The following is an 18745-nucleotide window of genomic DNA, read 5'->3' on the forward strand; positions in this document are numbered from 1 at the left end:
CCGGTCGGTCGGACGGCCGCCGTCCGGGGTGTCCCGGCCGGCGGCGGACGGGGCGGTCCGCCCCGTCGTCTGCTCCGAATCTACCGTCGGTCACCGACAGAGCCGGTCACGGGCGGCCCGCGGTCACGCTCCCGCCGTCCCGTCGAAGCCCTCGTCGTCCAGCAGATCGTCGCCGGGACCGCCGGATCCGCCGGGGCCCTCGCCGTCCTCGTCGTCCTCGTCGTCGTCCTCGGCCAGCACCGGCGAGCCGTGGTGGACCCACATCCGCCAGCCGTCGGCGGTGCGTCGGAAGACGTTGGTGGCCACCACCAGGCCGCCGACGAGCGAGCCCGCGGAGCCGTCCTCCTCGGCGGGGCCGCCGGTCAGGATGTTCTCGGTGCAGGTGACCACCGCGCTGTCGCCGTCGACGGCGACCTCCACGTCGGTCAGGAAGAACTGGATGTAATCCGTGTTGGCCATGATCAGCGCGTACGACCGCATGACCTCGCGGCGTCCGCGCAGCACCGGCCAGCCGGGGTGCACGACGGCCACCGACTCGGCCAGCGGCCCGTCCAGGACCACCGACTCCAGCGCGTCCAGGTCCGAGGTCTCCACGGCGTCGTAGAACGCCTGGTTGGCCCGCTCGACGGCGCGGGCCTCCGCGGTGCGCGGCGTCATGCGCGGACCCCCCCGATCTCGATGGCGCGGGCGACGCGGACGGCGTCGGCGCTGGCGTGCACCTCGTGGACGCGGACCGCCCAGGCGCCCTCGCGGGCGGCGATCGCGGTGACGGCCGCGGTGGCCGCGTCGCGTTCCCTGGCGGGCGGCGGTTCGCCGTTGTCACCGGCCAGGATGCGGCCGAGGAACCGCTTGCGGGAGGCGGCGACCAGCAGCGGACGGCCCAGTTCGCGCAGCGCGCTCAGGTGGGCCAGCAGCGTCAGGTCGTGGTCCGCGGTCTTCGCGAAGCCCAGGCCCGGGTCGAGGATCACCAGGCCGGGGTCGATGCCGCCGGCCACCGCCCGGTCCAGGCCCGCGCGCAGTTCGGTGACGACCTCGCCGAGCACGTCGGTGTAGACGGCCCGGTTGTTCATGTCGATGCTCTGGCCGCGCCAGTGCATGACGACGAACGGCACCCCGGCGGCGGCGACCGCGGGGACCATCGCGGGGTCGGCGAGGCCGCCGCTCACGTCGTTGACCAGCCGGGCGCCCGCGGCGACCGCCTGCTCGGCGACCGAGCCGCGCATCGTGTCGACGCTGACCAGCACCCCGGCCGCGGCCAGCTCCCGCACCACCGGCACGACCCGGCGCAACTCCTCCGCCTCGTCGACCCGCTTGGCGCCGGGCCGGGTGGACTCGCCGCCCACGTCCACCATGTCGGCGCCCTGCGCCACGAGATCGAGGCCGTGCTTGACGGCCAGCTCCGGGTCGAACCACCGCCCGCCGTCGGAGAACGAGTCGGGCGTGACGTTCACCACGCCCATGACCGCGCAGCGGTCCCACTCCGGCAGTCCGACGGGCCTGACGCGGCCCAGCAACGTACTCATGCGCCCAGCGTAGGGGCTACGCCCTACGCCACCGCACTCCGCTCGGTCGCGTCCACCGACGTCGCGTAGCCGGGCTTGTGCCGGTGCGGGGGGCGGGTGGCGCGCCCGGGCAGGAAACGCTGGACGGCGTCGGGCAGCGGAAGGGACAGCGTGACGAAGCCCTCGGCCTGCATGATGGCGAAGCCGATCCTGGGCAGATCACGGGAGTTGGGGAAGACCAGGAAGCGCGGCACCCACTCGGGCTGGAACTTCGCGTTGAACTTGTACAGCGACTCGATCTGGAACCAGCGGGACAGGAACACCAGCAGACCCCGCCAGCCGCGCAGCACCGGGCCCGCGCCGATCCGCTCGCCGCGGGCCAGCGCGGAGCGGAACATCGCGAAGTTCAGCGACACGCGGGCGATGCCGAGGGCGGGCGCCTCCTGGAGCGCGGCGACGATCAGCAGTTCGTTCAGGCCGGGGTCGGCGGCCCGGTCGCGGCGCATCAGCTCCAGGGACATGCCGTCCGCGCCCCAGGGCACGAAGTGCAGCACGGCCCGCAGGTCGCCCAGTTCGGGGTGCGGGGCGCCGGGCTCGCGGTCCTTGTGCGCGGTGACGACCACGCAGTCCCCGTCCAGCTCCTCGCCGAAGCGGCCGAGCGCCATGGAGAAGCCGCGCTCGGTGTCGGTGCCGCGCCAGGCGTCCGCGGCCAGCCGTACGCGGTGCTTCTCGTCCTCGCTGAGGTCCCGCACCCGGCGTACCCGGCACACGTATCCGGACCGCTCGATGCGCTTGACCATCTGGCGGACATTGCGCATGGCGCGGCCCTGGAGGGTGAAGGCGGAGGTGGTGACGATCGCCTCGTCGCCCAGCTCCAGGGCGTCCAGGCCGGTCTCGCGGGTCCACACCTCGCCGCCGGTCTCGCTGCACCCGACGACGGCGGGCAGCCAGGCGTGCGCGCGGGCCAGCTCCATGTACTGCTCGATGGCGCCGGGCCATGCCTCGACGTCGCCGATCGGGTCGCCGCTGGCGAGCATGACGCCGGACACCACGCGGTAGCAGACGGCGGCCTTGCCGCTGGGCGAGAAGACCACGGACTTGTCGCGGCGCAGCGCGAAGTGGCCGAGCGAGTCGCGGGCGCCGTGCCGGGCCAGCAGGGCGCGCAGCCGGTCCTCGTCGGCCTCGCTCAGCTCGGCGACCGGGCGTCCGGGGCGCAGCGCGAGGAAGGCGGTGGAGATCGCGATGAGCAGGCCGAGGCCGCCCAGCGAGTAGCCGACCAGGTCGTTGACCCGGTCGCTGGTGTACGTGACGGGTCCCTCGAAGCCGAACAGGCCGAGCAGGACGTGCTCGCAGCGGTCGAGGAAGCCGGGGTTGCCGCGCTCGGAGGACGGGTGGGCGCTGGTGATGACCAGGCCGAGGGAGAAAGCGACGGTGCTGAGGCCGACGAAGTTCAGCAGGGCCCGCCAGCGGGTGCGCGGGTCGGACAGCGCGGTGAACTCGTCGCGGTAGGAGATCAGCACCCACAGCAGGCCGAGCGAGACCAGCGCGCCGAAGATCGAGTGCCGGTAGACGAGCTGGGTGGCCGCGCCGACCGGCAGCAGCACGACGGCCGCCCACCAGGCGCGGACCTTCCCGCGCTTGAGCGCGTGCGCGAGCATCAGCAGCAGGACGCCGGTGACGACCGCGGTGGCGGCGGCGAGCGAGCTGACGGTGCCGGGGAAGACCGCGGCCATGTGGTGCATCCGGCCGTTGCGGAAGGCCGGGAAGACCGCGGAGACCACGTCCAGCAGCCCGATGACCGCGGCGGCGCTGCCGATGATCCCCGGGACGGCGGAGGGTCGCAGCCGCCAGCGGCGCGAACGCGGGGCACAGGCACGGTCAGCGGACATGCTTCACCAGGGTCCAGTACGAGCGAGTGAGTGGCGCCCAGTAGGACGCGAAACCCTGTCTGTGGGTTCCTTCGCGGGCAACGCAACTGTGACAGCTACGGCGCGTCTACGTAACGGCTATGGCGGCCCGGTACCGCACCGTGCCTACCGGAGCCGCCAGGCCCCTGCCCGAGCAGGCCCGTGCCCGGAGGCAGCCCGTGCCCGGTCAGCCGCGTGCCCGGTCAGCCGCGCCCGAGGATCAGGCTCATCGCCTCCGCGCGGGTCGCGGGGTCGCGGAGCTGGCCGCGTACGGCGGAGGTGATGGTCTTCGCGCCCTGCTTGCGGACCCCGCGCATCGTCATGCACATGTGCTCGCACTCGATGACCACGATCACCCCGCGCGGCTCCAGGATGCGCATCAGGGCGTCGGCGACCTGCGTGGTCAGCCGCTCCTGCACCTGCGGGCGGCGGGCGTACACGTCGACCAGCCGGGCCAGCTTGGACAGGCCGGTGATCTTGCCGCTGACGGCCGGGATGTAGCCGACGTGCGCGACGCCGACGAACGGCACCAGGTGGTGCTCGCAGGACGACATCACCTCGATGTCCTTCACCAGCACCATCTCGTCGTGCCCGAGGTCGAAGGTGGTGGTCAGCACGTCCTCCGGCGTCTGCCAGAGCCCGGCGAATATCTCCTTGTACGCGCGCGCCACCCGCGCCGGGGTCTCCCGCAGGCCCTCCCGGTCGGGGTCCTCGCCGACCGCGTACAGCAGCTCGCGCACCGCGGCCTCGGCCCGCTTCTCGTCGAACTCGCCGATCGAACCCTCGCCGTCGATCGTCACGGGGTCGGTCATGATGCCTCGTTCCTCCGAAGTTCGGCGAAGTGGGAAAGCTGGCCCAAAAACGGCAATGGCCCCAAGGTTAAAACCCTGGGGCCACTGCCTGCATTCCGGGTCCGGCCCGGACTGCCTGTTCTCGTGCCTGACCGGCTCGCGCCGGTCAGCTCTCCGGCGTGCCGTCCTCGGGACGGTCGACCGGCTCCGCGACGGGCTTGGTCGTGCTGACCGAACCCGTCGTGATGCCGTTGGCCGGCTGCGAGCCGTTGGTCAGTGCCAGCTCCTTGGGAGAGAGCACCGGCGGGCGGGTGGACGGCGTACGACGGGCGGAGCCCGTCCAGGCCGGACGCGGGGGACGCCTGACGATCGGAGCGAAGATCTCGGCGATCTGCTCCTTGTTCAGGGTCTCCTTCTCCAGCAGGTTCAGAACGAGGTTGTCCAGGACGTCCCGGTTCTCGACCAGGATCTCCCACGCCTCGTTGTGCGCCGTCTCGATGAGCTTCTTGACTTCCTCGTCCACCAGCCCGGCGACCTCTTCCGAGTAGTCGCGCTGGTGACCCATCTCACGGCCGAGGAACGGCTCCGAGTCGCTGGAACCGAACTTGATCGCGCCCAGCCGCTCGGTCATGCCGTACTGCGTGACCATGGCACGGGCGGTCGCGGTGGCCTTCTCGATGTCGTTCGACGCGCCGGTGGTCGGGTCGTGGAAGACCAGTTCCTCCGCCGCCCGGCCGCCCATCATGTAGGCGAGCTGGTCGAGCATCTCGTTGCGCGTCGTGGAGTACTTGTCCTCGTCGGGCAGCACCATCGTGTAGCCCAGCGCGCGGCCGCGGGACAGGATCGTCACCTTGTGGACCGGGTCGGAGTTCGGCGAGGCCGCCGCGACCAGGGCGTGTCCGCCCTCGTGGTACGCGGTGATCTTCTTCTCCTTGTCCGACATGATCCGGGTGCGCTTCTGCGGACCGGCCACGACGCGGTCGATCGCCTCGTCCAGCGTGGCGTTGTCGATGACCTTCTTGTTGCTGCGCGCGGTCAGCAGCGCCGCCTCGTTGAGCACATTGCTCAGGTCGGCGCCGGTGAAGCCGGGGGTGCGGCGGGCGACGGCCATGAGGTCGACGTCCGGTGCGACCGGCTTGCCCTTCTGGTGCACGCTGAGGATCTCCACGCGCCCCTGGAGGTCCGGCGGGTCGACCGCGATCTGCCGGTCGAAACGGCCGGGACGCAGCAGCGCCGGGTCCAGGATGTCGGGCCGGTTCGTGGCGGCGATGAGGATCACGCCGCCCTTCACGTCGAAGCCGTCCATCTCGACCAGGAGCTGGTTGAGGGTCTGCTCGCGCTCGTCGTGACCGCCGCCCAGACCCGCACCGCGGTGCCGGCCGACGGCGTCGATCTCGTCGACGAAGACGATGGCCGGGGCGTTCGCCTTGGCCTGCTCGAACAGGTCGCGGACGCGGCTGGCGCCGACACCCACGAACATCTCGACGAAGTCGGAGCCGGAGATCGAGTAGAACGGCACGCCCGCCTCACCCGCGACAGCGCGGGCCAGCAGGGTCTTGCCGGTACCCGGACGGCCGTACAGCAGCACGCCCTTGGGGATCTTGGCGCCGACGGCCTGGAACTTCGCGGGCTCCTGGAGGAATTCCTTGATCTCCTGGAGCTCCTCCACCGCCTCGTCGCAACCGGCCACGTCGGAGAACGTCGTCTTCGGCGTGTCCTTGGTGATCAGCTTCGCCTTGGACTTGCCGAACTGCATGACGCGCGAGCCGCCGCCCTGCATCTGGTTCATCAGGAACAGGAAGACCACGACGATGAGGACGAACGGGAGCAGCGACAGCAGAATGCCGACGAAAGCGTTCTGCTTCGACGGCGAGACGGTGTAACCGTCGGGAAGGGTGGTCCCCTTCACCTTGCCGTCGACGATGTTCTGCAGCTCCGCGGCGATGGCCGAGCCCTGGTTGCCGATGTAGCTGGCGCGGACCTTGGAGCTGCCCTCGACCTTGGATCCGTCCCTGAGCTGGATCTTGATGGAGTTGTCGTCGCCTGTCGTCAGCTCGGCGGACTTGGCCTGGTTTGATTCGATCGCATGTAGAACCTCGCCGGTATCCACCGTCTTGTAGCCGCCGCCGGACCCGACGACCTGCATCAACACGACCACGGCGAGGACAGCCAGCACGATCCACATGACTGGCCCACGGAAATAGCGCTTCACGTCCATCCATGCGGGGCGAAGTCGCCCCGTCCCTCCTGCCACAGTGAGGCACCGCCGCCTGCTGGCCGCGCGTGCATGCCGGTGTATGACCCGACCTTCGGACGGTACCCCAGCATTGTCACCCGAGGTTGCCGCCGACCGTTAACAATCCCGCCTTCCCCTGCTCCAACGGCGGGAAACCGACTGGGGTTCCCGGGGCCGAACGGGGTGTGGCCGACGTCATGACTGTGCCGCGCCGGACCGCCGGCGGCGGGCCGACGGGAGTCAGCCACCGTATACGTGCGGGGCGAGTGTGCCCACGAACGGGAGATTGCGGTACTTCTCCGCATAGTCCAGGCCGTATCCGACCACGAACTCGTTGGGAATGTCGAACCCGGTGTACTTCACGTCGAGCTGGACCTTGGCCGCCTCGGGCTTGCGCAGCAGCGTGCAGACCTCCAGGGAGGCGGGGCCGCGCGAGCCCAGGTTGCTGATCAGCCAGGACAGCGTCAGCCCGGAGTCGATGATGTCCTCGACGATCAGGACGTCACGGCCCGCGATGTCGGTGTCCAGGTCCTTGAGGATGCGCACCACACCCGAGGACTTGGTGCCGGCGCCGTAGGAGGACACCGCCATCCAGTCCATCGTCACGTTGCTCGACAGCGCCCGTGCGAGGTCCGCCATCACCATCACGGCGCCCTTGAGGACACCGACGATCAGCAGGTCCTTGCCCGCGTAGTCCCGGTCGATCTGCGCGGCGAGCTCGCTGAGCTTCGCGTCGATCTCTGGCTTGGAGATGAGCACTTTCTCAAGATCGGCGCCCATGTCGTTCTCGTTCACTGCGCGGTATGTCCCTCAAGTAGTCGGCTCCCGGGTCGCTGGGCGACGGCAGCTCTACGACGGCGAGAACACCAGTCTGCCATTGGCCCTGAGAACGGCGACGCCGCCCGGCAGGTTGAGGGCTTTCTGTCCGTGCCAGCCGGTGACCAGCCGGTCGACCTCCTCGATGTGCCGGGCGAAGAGGAAGCCGGGGGGCGAGCCGGCGGCGATGGCGGCGCGGCGCAGGACGCGGCGGCGTACGGCGGCGGGCAGGCCGTGCAGCCGCAGCGCGTCCAGGCTGCCGTCGTCGCCCGCCGCGTCGGCCTCGGCGTCCGCGGCCCACTGGTCCAGCGCGTCGGCGTCGTCCCTGGAGAGCTGCGCGGTGCGGGCCAGCGCCTCGACGACGCCTTTGCCGAGGGACTTCTCCAGGACGGGCAGGGCTTCGTGTCTGACGCGGGAGCGGGTGTACGCGGGGTCGTGGTTGTGCGGGTCCTCCCACACGGTGATGCCCTGGGCGAGACAGCCCTTGCGTACGGTGTCGCGGTCCAGCAGCAGGAAGGGGCGCCGGTACCGGCCGCCGGTACCGGAGACCGCGGCCATTCCGGCCAGCGAGCGGGTGCCGGAGCCGCGGGCGAGGCCCAGGAGCACCGTTTCTGCCTGGTCGTCACGTGTGTGGCCGAGCAGGACGGCGGCGGCGCCGTGCGATTCGGCGGCGGAGTCGAGCGCCGCGTACCGGGCGTCTCTGGCGGCGGCTTCGGGACCGCCCTGGCGGCCGACGGTGACGCCGATCGCGTCGACCGGGTCGAGGCCGAGGCCGCGCAGCCGCCCGGCGACCTCTTGGGCGCGGCCGGCGGAGCCCGCCTGGAGGCCGTGGTCGACGGTGACGGCTCCGGCGCGCACGCCGAGCCGGGGTGCTTCGAAAGCGAGGGCGGCGGCCAGCGCCATGGAGTCGGCTCCGCCGCTGCACGCGGCGAGCACCAACGGGTGCGGGTCGGTGGACGCGGTGAGGACGTCGTGCAGGACGCGGCGGACCGCCAGGCGTATCGCCGCGACCGTGGGGTGGGGTCCCATGTCCGGTTTCCCTCCTGAGGAGGCTATGAGGAAAGCGCCGAAGTGACGCAGGGTATCCAGATGGTGACAGAAGCTCGGGGCTTACCCGAGCATCGCACGCGCTACCCTGCGCCTACGGTCCCTCGGACGGGTGAACCCGAGGGCGGACACGGCCTTCATGAGCGGTTACGCCCTCACGATTCGCTACGGCTGTGCACCCGCGCGACCCACTCGGCGGGTTTGGCGATCTCCGCCTTGGTGGGCAGCGTGTTGGGCGAGGTCCACACCCGGTTGAAGCCGTCCATGCCGACCTCGTCGACGACCGCCCGGACGAAGCGCTCGCCGTCGCGGTACTGGCGGAGCTTGGCGTCCAGGCCGAGGAGCTTGCGCAGCGCCTGGTCCAGGCGGCCCGCCCCGCTGGCCCTGCGCTGGCTGAACTTCTCCCGGATCTCGGCGACGGTCGCCACGACCTCGGGCCCCACGCCGTCCATCACGAAGTCCGCGTGGCCTTCGAGCAGCGACATCACGGCGGTCAGCCGGGCCAGGATCTCCCGCTGGGAGGGGGTCTGCACCAGGTCGACCAGGCTGCGGTCCTCGTCGCGGTCCTTGTCGGCGTCTTCTTCCTTGCCGCCGCCGGAGCCGGTGAAGGACTGCACGGCCTCCCTGACCCGCTCGATCACCGTCGAGGCGTCCAGTTCGGTCTCGCCGAGGAACGCCTGGATCTCGCCCTCGATGTGGTCGCGCAGCCACGGCACCGCGGAGAACTGGGTGCGGTGCGTCTCCTCGTGCAGGCACACCCACAGGCGGAAGTCGTGCGGGTCGACGTCCAGCTCGCGCTCGACGTGCACGATGTTCGGCGCGACCAGCAGCAGCCGTCCGGCACGGGACTCGCCGGGGCCCGGCTTGACCGGTCCCGCGGGCATGTCGCGGCTCGGCGGCGCGAAGGTCTCGTACTGGCCGAGCACCCGCGAGGACAGGAAGCTCAACAGCATGCCGACCTCGACGCCGGTCACCTTGCCGCCGACCGTGCCGAGCACGACTCCGCCGGGGCCGCCGGGGCGGCGCGCCTGCATCTTTCCGAGCAGGGGCTTCATCACCTCCCGGAACCCGGCCACGTTGGCCTTCACCCAGCCCGCCCGGTCCACGATGAGCACCGGGGTGCCGTGCGGTGGCACCTCCGCGTCCCCGTACATCCGGGTGAACTCCCTGACGTGCGCCTCCGACTCCTGCGCGTGCGCCCGCAGCTCCGCCACGATGGCCCGAGCCTCGTCCCGGCTCACCTCAGGCCCCGGCCGCGTCAACCGCTGCGCGGTCGCCACGGCGAGGTTCCAGTCGACCATCTCGCTTCCACCGATGCTCGTCATGCCTTCACGGTACGTTGCCGCTCCCCCTTTGGGCTCCCCCACCAACAGGTTCCCCCTCCGGCCGCCCCCCGAAATACGGCTTCAGCCCCTCCGGCTAACGCCGCCTCAAACGCCGGCGGGGCTGTTCCCCCCACCCACCCGCCCTTCCCCCTGCCGGGGGGGCACCCCACCCGGAGACGTCATTCAAGGCCGACGCCAGCGCCTGGCGGACTCGCCGGAAGCAACGTTTCAGCCCGACCGGCGTTCGCGGACGAAGCCAGGGCCTGGCGGACTCGCCGGAAGCAATGTTTCAGCCCGTCCGGCGATTGAGGACACCAGCCCGCGGCCCGCGCCCGTTTCTTCGAGCCCGTCCGGCGATTGAGGACATCGGGGACGCGGGCTAGGGGTGGGTGGTGAGGGCGGCGGCCAGGTGGTCGAGGGCTTTCTGCGCGCCGCCAGGCGAATCCGTGCCGTGGGTGAGGAACGCGAAGGCGAGGAGGCGCCCCGCGGGGGACACGGCGGTGCCGGCGATCGTGTTGGTCCCGGTGAGCGTCCCGGTCTTGGCGTGGACCACCCCGGCGCCCCCAGCGCCCCGGAAGCGGTCGGCGAGCGTGCCGGTGAAACCGGCGACCGGCAGCCCGGTCAGGACCGACCGCATCTCGGGATGCGCGGGACTCGCCGCGAGCGCGAGAATCCGGGCCAGCGTGGTGGCCGACAGCGCGTCGTCCCCGTCGAGCCCGCTCCCGTCGTGGAAGGCGGCGCCGGCGAGCGGCACCCCGAGCCGCCGCAGGGCGTCGGGAATGGCGCTGGCCGCCCCGGCGAAACTGGCGGGCCGCCCGAGCGCGCGGGCCACATGCCGGGCCAGCGCCTCGGCCACGTCGTTGTCGCTGTCGGTCAGCATCCGCTCCACCAGCTCCGACAGCGGCGCGGACTGATGGGCCGCCAGCCGCGTACCCCCGTGCCCGCTGGCGGGCGCCGCCTCGCCCTTGACCCTGATCCCCCGCTCCCGCAGCAGGTCCGCGAAGGCGTCGGCGGCCGACTCGGCCGGATCGTCGGCGCGTTGTGCGGGCCCGCTCGAACTGTGGTCGAGCCGCCCCTCGCGGACCATGAGCGCGGTGACCGGCGCGAGGTTCTCGTTGGGCCCGATGGGGTGGAGCGCGGTGCCGCTGAACAGGGACGTGTCGTAGCCGAGCCGTACGGACGTGGTGCCGCGCGCCTTGAGCGCGGCGGCGGTGTCGTCGGCGAGCCCGCCGAGTTCGAGGGTCGGGTCGCCGCCGCCGACCAGGACGACCCGGCCGGCCGCGGTGACCACCACGGTCGTGGTGAGGCGGCGGCCGGGCCCGAGCGTGCCGAGCGCGGCCGTCGCGGTGGCGAGCTTGGTGGTGGAGGCGGGGGTGGACGGCGTGCCGGCCCGGTGGTCGTACACGACGGTCCCGGTGGCCACGTCGATGACGGTCCCGGTGCGTACGGTGCCGAGCCCGTCGGCGTCCATCAGCGGGTCGAGGAGGGCCTTGAGGGCCGCCGGGTCCGGCGGCGTACCGGCGGACGAGCCCTTGCCCGTACCGGGCGCGGCGGCGGGTACCGGGGCCAGTACGGGGGCGGCGGAGGGCGCGGGCGGGGTGATCCGGGGCGTGGGCACGGCGGTGCGCGGTCCCGAGGCCACGACGTGGTCCCGGCCGGCCGCGTGCTCGCGCTCGGCCGTACGCTGGCCTGCGTCCCACGGGCCTGCCGCGGCCACCGCCCCGGCCGCCACCGCCAGACCTATCGCGGCCGACCCCGCCACGACCTGCCACGTCTTGCCGTGCGGCACCCCCGACCAGCCCCTTTCGCGACCACCCACATGCGTGGGAGACACTTAATCACCCGCAGTATGCGCTGATCATGGAGGAGTAGGGCCTTGGAGTTCGACGTCACGATCGAGATCCCGAAGGGTTCGCGGAACAAGTACGAGGTGGACCACGAGACCGGTCGTATCCGCCTGGACCGCAGGCTCTTCACCTCGACCAGTTACCCGGCCGACTACGGCTTCATCGAGAACACCCTCGGCCAGGACGGCGACCCGCTGGACGCGCTGGTCATCCTGGACGAGCCGACCTTCCCCGGCTGCCTCATCACGTGCCGGGCGATCGGCATGTTCCGCATGACGGACGAGGCCGGCGGCGACGACAAGGTGCTGTGCGTGCCCGCGTCGGACCCGCGCGTGGAGCACCTGCGTGACATTCACCACGTCAGCGAGTTCGACCGGCTGGAGATCCAGCACTTCTTCGAGGTCTACAAGGACCTCGAGCCCGGCAAGTCCGTCGAGGGCGCCAACTGGGTCGGCCGCACCGAGGCCGAGACGGAGATCGAGGAGTCCTTCCGCCGTCTGAAGGAGCAGGGCCCGGGCCACTGAAGCCCCGCCGCACCTGAACGCCGGGCGGCCGGCACGTCGCTGATGACGTGTCGGCCGCCCGGCGTTTCCGTGCCCGAGCGGGGTCAGAAGCCGCGGGTGCGTTTGGCCGCGCCGCGCGGGGCGGCGGGGCCCGGCGGCTTGAGGACCAGGCGGGCCAGCTCGCCGCCGAGGTTGACGCCGATGGCGATGGCCAGGGCGAGGGCGGCGGCCCGGGTGAGCAGGGTGAACGCCTGGTCGGAGTGGTTGTTGGTGAGGGCGAGCAGCCCGAAGTACGTGGCGGATCCGGGCAGCAGCGGGCCGATGGCGGCGGTGACGTACGGCAGCACGGACACGTACCGGTAGCGGGCCATCAACTGGCCGAAGAGGCCGACGAGTCCGGCCGCGGCGGCGGTGGCCGCGACCTGGTTGCCGCCCGCCTGCTGGTGCAGGACGCCGTAGACCGTCCAGGCGATGCCGCCGTTGAGGGTGACCAGCGGCAGGACGCCGCGCTCGCACTGGAGCAGCACCGCGAAGGCGAGGGTCAGCACCATCGCGGCCAGCAGCTGCACCCACGGGTGGTCGTACGCGCGCAGCGCCTGGTCGGGGTTGAGGTCGGCGCCGAGGGTGGTGAAGCCCGCGTAGAGGATGACGGTGACGCCGATGACGATGCCGACGACGAGGTACATCACCTCCAGCAGCCGGGCGGAGGCGGTGATGTAGAAGCCGGTGAGGCCGTCCTGGACGGCGGCGACCAGCGCGCGGCCCGGCAGCAGCGCGAAGAGCCCGCCGGTGATCACCGCCGACGCCTGGACGCCGTTGGCGCCGGGGATCCAGTGCGCGTACCGGTCGATGAGGACGCCCATCGCGGCGGCGGGCATCGCCGCCGCCGCGAACTGGTAGAACTCCGGCAGCCCGCGCCCGGCGAGCAGCCACGCGAGCCGGTCGCCGAGCATCGCGGCCAGCGCGGCGGCGGCGAAGATGACCGGGCCGCCGCCGACCAGGACGCTGGCCGCGCCCGCGAGCAGCCCGGCGGCGCCGGTGAGCGCCCAGGAGCTGTACGGGTGCCGGTTGCGGCGGATCTCGGCGAGCCGGCGGTACGCGTCCTCCAGCGTCGCCTCGTGCGCGGTGATCTCCTCGACGAGCTGGAAGACCGCGGCGAGCCGGGTGTAGTCGGTGCCGCGGCGGCGCACCGTGCGGCTCATGGTCAGCGGCGGGTCGGTGAGCGAGGGCTGGAAGGAGATGCCCAGCAGCGTGAAGGTGACGTTCGGCTCGACGCGGGCCAGTCCGTACGCGTAGCTGACGCCGAGCATCGCCGCCTCGACGTCCTCGGCGCCCTCGCCGCCCGCGAGCAGCAGTTCGCCGATGCGCAGGGTCAGGTCGAGGACGCGCGGTACGGGGACCAGGTGCGCGGTTTCCTGGCGGTCCGCGGGGGTCTCGGGTGCGGGGCGCTCGGTGACGGGGATGCGGACCATGGCCCGCATCCGGTCCTGCCACCGCGCGTCGGTGGGCGGCAGGACGACCATCGGAATGCTCCCGGTGGTGCTGGTGAGGCTTGTCGGGCCCGTCGTACCCGTTGTTCCGGAAGCTCCGGCTGTTCCCGGTGCTCCTGTTGCTCCGGGCGTTCCCGCTGTTCCCGCTGTTCCCGCCGTTCCGCCGGGCGGGGCGAATGCGCTGCCCGTGACGACCGGGGGGAATGTGGTGCCTGTGGGGGGTGTGAATTCGGAGCGGACCTCGTCCGACTCAGGTTTTCCGTCGTCGGACACCGGTCGTGCTCTCCTTTCCGCAATCCGCGTTTCTGTGAATCCTGTGAATCACGGGAATCCCGCCGACGCCCCCGTTCCCCCGTTACGGCGTCGGTTCCCGCAGGTCAGCGCTTTTGCGCGCGGTGCCGGCCGGGGGTGCGCGGCGCGGCCGGAACCGGCTCGGGGCCGCCCGCCGCCGGGCCCGCACCGGCGCCCGCCCCCGGAATCACGGCCTCCTTTTTCGCCTTGCCGCGCGACCGCAGGTATTCGATGCCGATCGGCACCACCGAGAGCAGCACGACCAGGACGAGCATCGCTTCGATGTTCTTGTGCACGAATTCGATCTGGCCGAGCCAGTATCCGAGTACGGTGACACCCGCACCCCACAGTGTCGCGCCGATGAGGTTGAAGGTGACAAAGGTGCGGTAGTTCATTCGGCTGACGCCTGCGACGATTGGGGTGAACGTTCGTACGATGGGCACGAAGCAGGCCATCACGATCGCCTTGGGTCCGTGGCGCTCGAAAAAGGCATGTGCCTTCTCGATATTCTCCATCTTGAACAAGCGTGAGTCGGGCCTGCGGAACAGCGAGGGTCCGACCTTGCGGCCGAACAGATATCCCGCCTGTTCGCCGAGCACCGCCGCCACCGCGATCAGCGCGGCCACCAGCGCGAGCGGCTGGTGCAGCGTGCCGGTCGCCACCAGCAGACCGGTCGTGAACAGCAGTGAGTCTCCGGGCAGGAAGAAGCCGATGAGGAGCCCGGACTCGGCGAACACGATCAGCAGTACGCCCCACAGGCCGTACGTGTTGATCAGATGGTCCGGGTCGAGCCAGCTCGGGCCGAGCGCGATGGTCGTCACGGACCAAAACTATCAATCCAGTGTTGATACAAACGTTCCGCAACCTGCGGTTGGTGCACTACCTTCTCCGCAGCGTCATCCACGCACCACCCTAAGTTTCGCAAGTCTGGCATCTCTCCCCCCACGTGCCCCGTCACCGCGTCCGACCACCTGGCGGCTCCCGTTATGACTCGCGCCATCGCACTGCACGAAGTTTCCAAGTACTACCCGAAGCAGCCGTCGCCTGCTGTGGACCGGTTCTCGCTCGACATCGCACCCGGAGAGTTCCTGGTGCTGCTCGGCCCGTCCGGCTGCGGCAAGTCCACGGTCCTGCGCATGATCGCGGGTCTGGAGGACATCACCACCGGCGAGCTGCTGCTCGACGGGGAGTACTCCAACGACCTCGCACCCGGCGACCGCCGGATGGCGATGGTGTTCCAGAACTTCGCGCTGTACCCCAGCATGACCAGCCGGGAGAACATCGGCTTCCCGCTGCGCTTCGAGATGCCCGGTGAGGAGCACGGGCCCCGGGTCGACGAGACCGCCCGCATCCTCGGCATCGAGGAGATCCTGGACCGCTACCCCGGACAGCTCTCCGGCGGCGAGCGGCAGCGGGTCGCGATGGGCCGGGCGATCTCCCGGCACCCCTCGGTCTTCCTCATGGACGAGCCGCTGTCCAACCTCGACGCGAAGCTGCGCGCGCACCTGCGCGCCGAGATCGCCCGGCTGACCCACGGCATGGGCGTCACGACGGTGTACGTGACGCACGACCAGGCCGAGGCCATGTCGTTGGGCGACCGCGTCGCGATCATGCGCAGCGGTGTCCTCCAGCAGATCAGCACGCCGCGTGAGGCGTATCACCTGCCGGAGAACGTGTTCGTCGCCGCTTTCGTCGGCACGCCCCGGATCAATCTCCTCCAGGCGACGGTCCTGGCGCCGCTCGGCGGCGGCATGTGGATCGACTTCGGCCGCCAGCGGCTCGGCATGCCGGAACCGCTCAGCCTCGACCACCAGATGCTCCGCATCCAGCAGGGGCGCCGCATCATCGTCGGGCTGCGCTCGGAGGCCGTACGCATCGCGCAGCCGAGCCAGGCGCACGCGGGCGAGGTCGTGCTGAGCGGGATCGTCGAGCACGTGGAGTACCAGGGCCACGAATCGCTGGTGCACCTCAACACCGGGTCGCGGCCCGCCGTCGTCCCCGAGCTGGAGGCCCCGCGGCCCGCGCAGGCGCCGTCCCGCTCGGGCACCCGGCGCGCGGCGAACGGCTCGGGCACCAGCCTCGGCAAGCTCGCCCAGAAGGCCGCGCGGCGCATCCAGGCGTCGGTGCCGGCGCGGGACGGCGGCTCCAACGGCGGCGGCGTCCCGCCGCGGCCCCACCACGCGCCCGGCCGCGCTCCGGTGACGGTGATGGACCGCCCCCTGGGCGCGCCCGAGACCCAGACCGGCGACCTCGTGGTCCGCACCGGCCCCGACATCCGCGTCCGCCGCGGTGACCGCGTGCCCCTGCTGGTGGACCTCGCCCACCTGTACGTCTTCGACCACGAGGGCCAGCGCATCTGTCCCGCCCCGGTCCAGGCCCCCCGCCTGGAATAGCCGCGTCGGCGTATTCGCGGGTGCGGAGCGGGGAGGTGCGGGGCAGGCTGCCGATATGGGAATCGAAGAGTACGGCGGCGGCCAGGAGCAGGGCGCCGAGATCATTGTCGTCACGACGAACGACGTGCCCGGCTTCCGGGTCGAGCGGGTCATCGGTGAGGTCTTCGGCCTCACCGTCCGCTCGCGGCACCTGGGCAGTCAGATCGGCGCCGGGCTGAAGTCCATGATCGGCGGCGAACTCAAGGGCCTGACGAAGACACTGGTGCAGACCCGTAACCAGGCCATGGAGCGCCTCGTCGAACAGGCCAAGGCGCGCGGTGCCAACGCCGTCCTCATGATGCGCTTCGACGTCACCGACGCCGCGGACCTCGGCACCGAGGTCTGCGCGTACGGCACCGCCGTGGTCCTCGCCCGCGAGTAGCCGCCCCCGCGGGGCGCATGGGGTCCGGGGCACCTGAGGGGCGGCGCCCGGTCCGGGGTCTTGTCGTACCCCGGTGGAATGCTGGGCGTCGCGGACCTCAAGGAGGATGCCATGCAGGACACCTCGTCCCCGGACCCCGAGACCACGATGCTGCTGTCGTACCTGGACGCCCAGCGGCGTCACGTGCTGGGGATTCTGGAGGGGCTGGACGAGGAGGCGCTGCACCGGCCGGTGCTGCCGTCGGGGTGGAGCTGCGCGGGGCTGGTGCGGCACCTCGCGCTGGACGTGGAGCGCTTCTGGTTCCGCGGGGTGGTGGCCGGGGAGAAGGCCGTGATCGACGCGGCGCTGACCGGCCCCGACGACGCCTGGAAGGTGGGCCCGGAGGTTTCGGCCAAGGGCGTGCTCGACCTCTACCGCCAGGAGACGACGCTCGCGGACGCCGTGATCACCTCGACGGCGCCGAGCGCCGCCCCGGCCTGGTGGCCGACCGAACTCTTCGGGCCCGACGGCGGCATTCGGGACCTGCGCGAGGCGATCCTGCACGTCACGGTGGAGACGGCCTGCCACGCGGGTCACCTGGACGCCGTCCGTGAGCTGATCGACGGCAGGAAGTGGCTCGTGCTCACCGAGTCCTGAGCCGGACGCGCGGCCCAGTCTCCTGGGGGAAGTTCCGGGGCGGGAGCGGGCGCGGGGCGGCGGGCGGGTGCAGGCTGGGCGGGTCGGGAAAGACGCCCGCGCACGCGCTGCCGGGCTCGCCACGGAAGGCTGACATGTCACTGCACAAAGGCACGGACTCCGCCCGCAACATCGCCGTCAACCCGTTCTTCGGTGAGGCGGACCCGGTCGACGGCCGGATGACGGCTCCGCCCAAGCACAAGCTGGCGGACGGACCCATGCCGCCGCACACCGCGTACCAGATCGTGCACGACGAGCTGATGCTGGACGGCAATTCGCGGCTGAATCTGGCGACGTTCGTCACGACGTGGATGGAGCCGCAGGCCAGTGTGCTGATGGCGGAGTGCGCCGACAAGAACATGATCGACAAGGACGAGTACCCGCGTACGGCGGAGCTGGAGCGCCGCTGCGTGGCGATCCTCGCCGACCTGTGGAACGCGCCGGACCCCAGCTCGGTGGTGGGCTGTTCGACCACCGGCTCGTCCGAGGCGTGCATGCTCGCGGGGATGGCGCTCAAGCGCCGCTGGATGCGGCGCACGCCCGGCTATCCGGCGACCGCGCGGCCCAATCTGGTGATGGGCGCGAACGTGCAGGTGTGCTGGGAGAAGTTCTGCGCCTTCTGGGAGGTCGAGGCGCGGCTGGCGCCGATGGAGGGCGACCGGCTGCACCTGGACGCGGAGTCGGCGCTCGCCCTGTGCGACGAGAACACCATCGGTGTGGTGGCCGTGCTGGGCTCGACCTTCGACGGGTCGTACGAGCCGGTCGCGGAGATCTGCGCGGCGCTGGACGCGTACGAGGAGCGGACCGGTACGCACATCCCGGTGCATGTCGACGGCGCGTCCGGCGCCATGATCGCGCCGTTCCTCGACGAGGACCTGGTGTGGGACTTCCGGCTGCCGCGGGTGGCGTCGATCAACACCTCGGGCCACAAGTACGGCCTGGTGTACCCGGGCGTGGGCTGGGCCCTGTGGCGGGACACGGAGGCGCTGCCAGAGGAGCTGGTCTTCCGGGTGAACTACCTCGGCGGTGACATGCCGACTTTCGCGCTGAACTTCTCGCGGCCGGGCGCGCAGGTCGTGGCGCAGTACTACTCCTTCCTGCGGCTGGGCTGGGACGGCTACCGCGCGGTGCAGCAGGCCAGCCGGGACGTGGCGATGTCGCTGGCGGCGCGGATCGCGAAGCTGGAGGACTTCACGCTGGTCAGCGCGGGTGACCAGTTGCCGGTCTTCGCCTTCACCACCGCGCCGGGGGTGGAGAACTACGACGTCTTCGACGTGTCGCGGCGGCTGCGCGAACGCGGCTGGCTGGTCCCGGCGTACACCTATCCGGCCGACCGCACCGATCTCGCGGTGCTGCGCATCGTCTGCCGCAACGGCTTCTCCGAGGACCTGGCGGACCTGCTGATGGAGGACCTGGGCCGCCTGCTGCCGGAGCTGCGCCGCCAGCCGCACCCGCTGAACCGCCCGGAGAACGTGGCGACCGCCTTCCACCACTAGCTGTC

General features: G+C 71.4%; 16 protein-coding genes. 5 read left to right on the forward strand and 11 right to left on the reverse strand.

Going from position 1 to position 18745, the window contains the following annotated elements; all coding sequences use genetic code 11:
* Positions 1 to 123 precede the first annotated feature (123 nt).
* The 9 genes from ACZ37P_RS05435 to dacB form a co-directional block, all read right to left on the reverse strand.
* Positions 124 to 657 (reverse strand): nuclear transport factor 2 family protein, encoded by a 534-nt coding sequence (locus ACZ37P_RS05435; protein ID WP_355337292.1) that lies wholly within the window; start codon positions 655 to 657, stop codon positions 124 to 126.
* Entirely contained in the window at positions 654 to 1523 is an 870-nt protein-coding gene (folP, locus tag ACZ37P_RS05440; RefSeq protein WP_391043034.1) for a dihydropteroate synthase, read from the reverse strand. The genes ACZ37P_RS05435 and folP overlap by 4 nt, the downstream gene beginning before the upstream one ends.
* A 23-nt stretch (positions 1524 to 1546) precedes the next feature.
* Positions 1547 to 3391: a phosphatidylglycerol lysyltransferase domain-containing protein gene (locus ACZ37P_RS05445; protein WP_391162505.1), complete on the reverse strand. Its 1845-nt coding sequence runs from the start codon at positions 3389 to 3391 to the stop codon at positions 1547 to 1549.
* Positions 3392 to 3612: 221 nt separating this feature from the next.
* Positions 3613 to 4221: a GTP cyclohydrolase I FolE gene (gene folE / locus ACZ37P_RS05450; protein ID WP_188283469.1), complete on the reverse strand. Its 609-nt coding sequence runs from the start codon at positions 4219 to 4221 to the stop codon at positions 3613 to 3615.
* Positions 4222 to 4366: 145 nt separating this feature from the next.
* On the reverse strand, positions 4367 to 6418 hold the full coding sequence (ftsH, locus tag ACZ37P_RS05455) for an ATP-dependent zinc metalloprotease FtsH (protein ID WP_355337283.1): 2052 nt from the start codon (positions 6416 to 6418) through the stop codon (positions 4367 to 4369).
* A gap of 258 nt (positions 6419 to 6676) precedes the next feature.
* The gene (hpt, locus tag ACZ37P_RS05460) at positions 6677 to 7231 is read right to left on the reverse strand and encodes a hypoxanthine phosphoribosyltransferase (RefSeq protein ID WP_355337280.1); all 555 of its coding nucleotides are present in this window, start codon (positions 7229 to 7231) and stop codon (positions 6677 to 6679) included.
* 54 nt (positions 7232 to 7285) lie between these two features.
* Positions 7286 to 8281, reverse strand: coding sequence for a tRNA lysidine(34) synthetase TilS (gene tilS, locus ACZ37P_RS05465; RefSeq protein WP_355337277.1), 996 nt, complete (start codon positions 8279 to 8281; stop codon positions 7286 to 7288).
* Between the two features lie 173 nt (positions 8282 to 8454).
* A complete protein-coding gene (locus ACZ37P_RS05470; protein WP_355337274.1) occupies positions 8455 to 9624 on the reverse strand; it encodes a zinc-dependent metalloprotease in 1170 nt (389 codons plus the stop codon).
* 379 nt (positions 9625 to 10003) lie between these two features.
* Positions 10004 to 11413, reverse strand: a complete 1410-nt coding sequence (gene dacB / locus ACZ37P_RS05475; RefSeq protein WP_467344967.1) for a D-alanyl-D-alanine carboxypeptidase/D-alanyl-D-alanine endopeptidase — start codon at positions 11411 to 11413, stop codon at positions 10004 to 10006.
* An 87-nt stretch (positions 11414 to 11500) separates the two neighbouring features.
* Here dacB and ACZ37P_RS05480 point away from each other — a divergent pair, with 87 nt between their 5' ends.
* The gene (locus ACZ37P_RS05480) at positions 11501 to 11995 is read left to right on the forward strand and encodes an inorganic diphosphatase (protein ID WP_188283474.1); all 495 of its coding nucleotides are present in this window, start codon (positions 11501 to 11503) and stop codon (positions 11993 to 11995) included.
* Between the two features lie 83 nt (positions 11996 to 12078).
* On the opposite strand, the gene ACZ37P_RS05485 is transcribed toward ACZ37P_RS05480, so the two are convergent.
* Complete coding sequence (locus tag ACZ37P_RS05485; protein ID WP_391043026.1) at positions 12079 to 13497, reverse strand: threonine/serine exporter family protein; 1419 nt, start codon at positions 13495 to 13497, stop codon at positions 12079 to 12081.
* Between the two features lie 344 nt (positions 13498 to 13841).
* The gene (locus tag ACZ37P_RS05490) at positions 13842 to 14576 is read right to left on the reverse strand and encodes a DedA family protein (protein ID WP_355336416.1); all 735 of its coding nucleotides are present in this window, start codon (positions 14574 to 14576) and stop codon (positions 13842 to 13844) included.
* 165 nt (positions 14577 to 14741) lie between these two features.
* On the opposite strand from ACZ37P_RS05490, the gene ACZ37P_RS05495 reads away from it, so the two are divergent.
* The 4 genes from ACZ37P_RS05495 to ACZ37P_RS05510 all read left to right on the forward strand — a co-directional run bounded on the left by ACZ37P_RS05495 (position 14742) and on the right by ACZ37P_RS05510 (position 18740).
* A complete protein-coding gene (locus tag ACZ37P_RS05495; RefSeq protein WP_467344970.1) occupies positions 14742 to 16148 on the forward strand; it encodes an ABC transporter ATP-binding protein in 1407 nt (468 codons plus the stop codon).
* A 55-nt stretch (positions 16149 to 16203) separates the two neighbouring features.
* Positions 16204 to 16569, forward strand: a complete 366-nt coding sequence (locus tag ACZ37P_RS05500; RefSeq protein ID WP_355336414.1) for a YbjQ family protein — start codon at positions 16204 to 16206, stop codon at positions 16567 to 16569.
* 111 nt (positions 16570 to 16680) lie between these two features.
* The gene (locus tag ACZ37P_RS05505) at positions 16681 to 17205 is read left to right on the forward strand and encodes a DinB family protein (RefSeq protein WP_467344972.1); all 525 of its coding nucleotides are present in this window, start codon (positions 16681 to 16683) and stop codon (positions 17203 to 17205) included.
* Between the two features lie 134 nt (positions 17206 to 17339).
* On the forward strand, positions 17340 to 18740 hold the full coding sequence (locus tag ACZ37P_RS05510; protein WP_355336412.1) for a glutamate decarboxylase: 1401 nt from the start codon (positions 17340 to 17342) through the stop codon (positions 18738 to 18740).
* Positions 18741 to 18745: the final 5 nt, after the last annotated feature.

Source organism: Streptomyces sp. NPDC024632, from assembly GCF_055559175.1.

What these genes read in the sequence shown, in the direction of transcription:
- ACZ37P_RS05435 (WP_355337292.1), bottom strand. Translation starts at nt 657, where the DNA reads ATGACGCCGCGCACCGCGGAGGCCCGCGCCGTCGAGCGGGCCAACCAG.
- folP (WP_391043034.1), bottom strand. Translation starts at nt 1,523, where the DNA reads ATGAGTACGTTGCTGGGCCGCGTCAGGCCCGTCGGACTGCCGGAGTGG.
- ACZ37P_RS05445 (WP_391162505.1), bottom strand. Translation starts at nt 3,391, where the DNA reads ATGTCCGCTGACCGTGCCTGTGCCCCGCGTTCGCGCCGCTGGCGGCTG.
- folE (WP_188283469.1), bottom strand. Translation starts at nt 4,221, where the DNA reads ATGACCGACCCCGTGACGATCGACGGCGAGGGTTCGATCGGCGAGTTC.
- ftsH (WP_355337283.1), bottom strand. Translation starts at nt 6,418, where the DNA reads ATGGACGTGAAGCGCTATTTCCGTGGGCCAGTCATGTGGATCGTGCTG.
- tilS (WP_355337277.1), bottom strand. Translation starts at nt 8,281, where the DNA reads ATGGGACCCCACCCCACGGTCGCGGCGATACGCCTGGCGGTCCGCCGC.
- ACZ37P_RS05470 (WP_355337274.1), bottom strand. Translation starts at nt 9,624, where the DNA reads ATGACGAGCATCGGTGGAAGCGAGATGGTCGACTGGAACCTCGCCGTG.
- ACZ37P_RS05485 (WP_391043026.1), bottom strand. Translation starts at nt 13,497, where the DNA reads ATGGTCGTCCTGCCGCCCACCGACGCGCGGTGGCAGGACCGGATGCGG.
- ACZ37P_RS05495 (WP_467344970.1), top strand. Translation starts at nt 14,742, where the DNA reads ATGACTCGCGCCATCGCACTGCACGAAGTTTCCAAGTACTACCCGAAG.
- ACZ37P_RS05500 (WP_355336414.1), top strand. Translation starts at nt 16,204, where the DNA reads ATGGGAATCGAAGAGTACGGCGGCGGCCAGGAGCAGGGCGCCGAGATC.
- ACZ37P_RS05505 (WP_467344972.1), top strand. Translation starts at nt 16,681, where the DNA reads ATGCAGGACACCTCGTCCCCGGACCCCGAGACCACGATGCTGCTGTCG.
- ACZ37P_RS05510 (WP_355336412.1), top strand. Translation starts at nt 17,340, where the DNA reads ATGTCACTGCACAAAGGCACGGACTCCGCCCGCAACATCGCCGTCAAC.